A 3,538-nucleotide genomic window follows, 5' to 3' on the forward strand; every position below is an offset into this window, starting at 1 on the left:
GCCCTTGATCTTCTTGGGCAGGATCATCGCGGTGCCGCCGTTCAGCCGACAGAAGGCGACTTCCGGGTGCGATTCGAAGATGCGGCCGCGTAAATCCGGTCGCGCGATCAACAGCTGGTCGATCTCGCGAATCTTCGAAAAAATACCGAAGGCCTGGATGGAAACGCCGCGCGGCGGATCGGAAGTCGTCATAGCCACCTCGCTTGCCCGCCGGTGCGCGGCATACCAGGCTTCCTCCGTGGTGAAGTTGCCGGTATCGGCGTAAAGCGCAGCGCGCGATGGTATGGCAAAGACGCTCGACTGCCGTGCTCCGAGCAGCGGCCGCACCAGCGCCTCCGGCCCGCGACCGCCGCGGTTGGAAAAATCAGGCAGGCCGATCGGCATGTCGACGGCGATCGTGGCGTCGGGCAGGGCGTGTAGCAGAGCCTCGAAAGTCGCGAAGACCGATGCCGATGGCGGCGCGCCAGGTTCGCGATGGACGGCGATCCAGCCGGCCTTGCAGCCGTCGACGCCGGCCAGCACGCCGCCGCCTGGCGTCACGCCCGCTTGTCCCGCCCGGGATGAAGGAGATGGCGAAGCTGCACCATCGCCATCGGATGCGAAAGGCTCTGCGCGTCCGTCTCGAGCTGCAGCTCGTCGCCGCCGCGTTTCGCCGTGCGCGCCAGGATCTCGTAGACGGCGGCCGTGGTCGACTGCAGCGCCTTCGCCGCCGGCTGGCCGGAAAGGATGCGGGCGAGATAGACGGCGGCCGTCAGGTCGCCCAACCCGTTCGGCGGCTTCTCGATCAGGCGGTGCTCGGCAAGCAGCGCCTGGCGGCCGTCGAGGAGGAAGTTACCGGTGCCGCCCGCCATCATCGAGGGTGCCGAGGTGACCAGCATGGTGGAGGGACCGGCGTGCAGGGCGGCCGCCGTCACCGATTTGATGTCGGGCAGCGGCGCTCCGGCCATCCATTCGAGCTCGTAGCGGTTGGGCGTGGCGATGTCGGCGATCGGCATCAGCCTGTCGCGCAGCGCGACGGCCGTCGGCTCCGGCACATAGAGCCCGCCCGAATCGCCCATCACCGGGTCGCAGACATAAAGGGCATCCGGCGTCCTCGCCTTGACGGCCGCAACCAGCGAAGCGACGGCCTCCGCCTGGCCGGCCTCACCGAGATAGCCCGAGAGCACCGCGCTCACCTCGCCCAGCCACGGCGCGCGCTCGAGGTCGGCCATCAGCGCCTTGAACTGATCGAGCGGCGGCACGATGCGGGTGGCGCGGCTGTGGCCTGGGTGCCAGGGCAGGATCACGGTCGGCACCGCCCAAACCGGGAAACCCAGCGTCTCCAGCGCGAAGACCGCGGCGCGGTTGCCGACCGAGCCGCGGGCGACATGACTGGAGATGACGATGACCGCGCGCGGCGCGTCGGTTTTATCAGCAATCATGAAATTCGGTTCCTAGCCACTCTGCGTGGCGGCATACACCAGCCACACCAACAGCCCAATGGCGATGATGAGGCCGAGCGTTCGGCCAATGCGGGTGCCCCAAACTTCGATCGGATCGGAGCGGTCGGCATCCGCCGCGGTCACGTGGTCGCGTGCGTCCTTCGCGGTGCGGGCGACGAAGGAAGCGCCGCCCGGCGTCGTTTCGCGCGCCACGCGCTCAAGGATGCGGCGCGATTCATTCTCGTCGTCCCGGCGCTCGGCCATGGCAAATGTCCTTTCCGGCCCGGAGCTTAGCCTGTTCGGTCGCGTATTCACAGGGGCGAGCGGCCAAGATCAGAGCGCTGCCACGACCGGGTCATTTTCTTGCGCACGGATTGTGGTAATGCTTCGCATCACAACTTCTGTCGAGGGGACCAATCATGTTCGCCGAGCGCCTTCTTCTACCCTCCGCTTTCCGCAATTTGCCGGCCTTGCTGATGATGGCCTTCGTGCTGCCGCTGCTTGCCGGCTGCGGCTACAACACCATCCCGACGGCGGAGGAGAATGCCAGGGCGGCCTGGAGCGAGGTGCTCAACCAGTATCAGCGTCGCGCCGACCTGATCCCCAACCTGGTCGAGACGGTGAAGGGCTACGCCTCGCACGAGAAGGACACGCTCGACGCGGTGGTCCAGGCGCGCGCCAAGGCGACGCAGATCACGGTGACGCCGGAGACGCTGAAGGATCCGGAAGCCCTCAAAAAATTTCAGGATGCCCAGGCCGGGCTGACGGGCGCGCTGTCGCGGTTGATCGCGGTCTCGGAAAACTATCCCGACCTCAAGGCCAACCAGAATTTCCTCGCGCTGCAGGCGCAGCTCGAAGGCACCGAGAACCGCATCGCGGTGGCGCGTCGCGACTACATCCAGGCGGTCAGGGAGTACAATCTGACACTGAGGACCTTCCCGTCGGTGCTGTGGGCGACATTCTGGTTCCGCGGCAATGAGCCGTTTGCGAACTTCACCGTAGAGGAAGACAAGATGCAGGTGCCGAAGGTGGATTTCGGCACGAGCACCAAGCAGGGCGGGTGAGCGGCGCGACTCAAATTTATTCGAGCTTGCAGGCCTTGCGTTCCTTCGCGCCCCCCTCTGTCCTGCCGGACATCTCCCCCTCTTGGGGGGAGATCGGCAGTTTCGCTGACCGTGCATCTCCTGCAACGCAGGCGGTTGGCGAAGGCGGCGGTGACATCCAATCTCCCCCCCCTGCGGGGGAGATGGCCGGCAGGCCAGAGGGGGGTGGGACGGAATGCCTTCATCGGCGTTTTGCTGAGCATCTTCTGCCTCCTCCTCGCCTTTGCCGCCCTTGCCGCCGACCTGCCCCCGCTCACTGGCCGTGTCGTCGACAATGCCGGCATTATCGACGCCGGCACGCGCGCGGCGCTGACCCAGAAACTGGCCGATTTCGAGAAGAAAGGCTCCGACCAGATCGTCGTCGCGACCATCCCCACCCTCGGCGGCGAGGAGATCGAGCCCTACGCCAACCGGCTGTTCCGCTTCTGGAAGCTCGGCCAGGCCAAGGAGAACAATGGTGTTCTTCTCCTGGTTGCGCCGAACGATCGCAAGATGCGCATCGAGGTCGGCTATGGGCTGGAAGGCACGCTGACCGACCTGCACACCAAGCTGATCATCGAAAACGACATGGTGCCGGCCTTCCGCGCCGGAGACTTCTCCGGCGGCATCAGCAAGGCCGTCGACGACATGATCATGGTGCTGGAGGGCAATCCGGAGGAGCTGGAGGCGCGCGGCAAGCGCAACGAGCAGGCGCCGTTCAACTCCGACGACCTGTTCTTCGCCATCTTCATCACCCTCTGGGCGCTGATCTTCTTCGGCAGCATCGCCCTGACGGTGCTGCCGCCGATCTTCGGCCAGAAGATCGGGCCCGGCCGCTACCGCTGGCTCGGCATGACCTTCGAGCCCAGCCGGCGATCCTCCGGCGGATGGTCGTCCGGTGGCGGAGGCTGGTCGTCGGGCGGTGGAGGTTGGTCCTCCGGTGGCGGCGGTGGCGGGTTTTCCGGCGGCGGCGGTTCGTCGGGCGGCGGCGGCTCCTCTGGAAGCTGGTGAGAAACCATGGCAACGCGACCGATC

General features: G+C 66.4%; 5 protein-coding genes. 2 read left to right on the forward strand and 3 right to left on the reverse strand.

Annotation, left to right across the window (positions count from 1 at the left end; genetic code table 11):
- From EOA75_RS30650 to EOA75_RS30660, 3 genes are all read right to left on the reverse strand, one after another.
- A partial coding sequence (locus EOA75_RS30650; protein WP_127325904.1) for a DUF429 domain-containing protein occupies positions 1 to 540 on the reverse strand: 540 nt, incomplete at its 3' end.
- The gene (gene pdxY, locus EOA75_RS30655; RefSeq protein ID WP_095824173.1) at positions 537 to 1,421 is read right to left on the reverse strand and encodes a pyridoxal kinase PdxY; all 885 of its coding nucleotides are present in this window, start codon (positions 1,419 to 1,421) and stop codon (positions 537 to 539) included. The genes pdxY and EOA75_RS30650, both read right to left, overlap by 4 nt.
- 12 nt (positions 1,422 to 1,433) lie before the next feature.
- The gene (locus tag EOA75_RS30660) at positions 1,434 to 1,685 is read right to left on the reverse strand and encodes a hypothetical protein (protein WP_095824172.1); all 252 of its coding nucleotides are present in this window, start codon (positions 1,683 to 1,685) and stop codon (positions 1,434 to 1,436) included.
- A 155-nt stretch (positions 1,686 to 1,840) separates the two neighbouring features.
- Here EOA75_RS30660 and EOA75_RS30665 point away from each other — a divergent pair, with 155 nt between their 5' ends.
- Both EOA75_RS30665 and EOA75_RS30670 read left to right on the forward strand, forming a co-directional pair.
- Complete coding sequence (locus EOA75_RS30665) at positions 1,841 to 2,485, forward strand: LemA family protein (protein WP_067001437.1); 645 nt, start codon at positions 1,841 to 1,843, stop codon at positions 2,483 to 2,485.
- Between the two features lie 204 nt (positions 2,486 to 2,689).
- Positions 2,690 to 3,514, forward strand: a complete 825-nt coding sequence (locus tag EOA75_RS30670; RefSeq protein WP_206517073.1) for a YgcG family protein — start codon at positions 2,690 to 2,692, stop codon at positions 3,512 to 3,514.
- The last annotated feature ends 24 nt before the right edge of the window (positions 3,515 to 3,538 follow it).

Origin of the sequence: Mesorhizobium sp. M1A.F.Ca.IN.022.07.1.1, from assembly GCF_003997575.1 — a bacterium.
Taxonomy (GTDB): Bacteria; Pseudomonadota; Alphaproteobacteria; order Rhizobiales; family Rhizobiaceae; genus Mesorhizobium.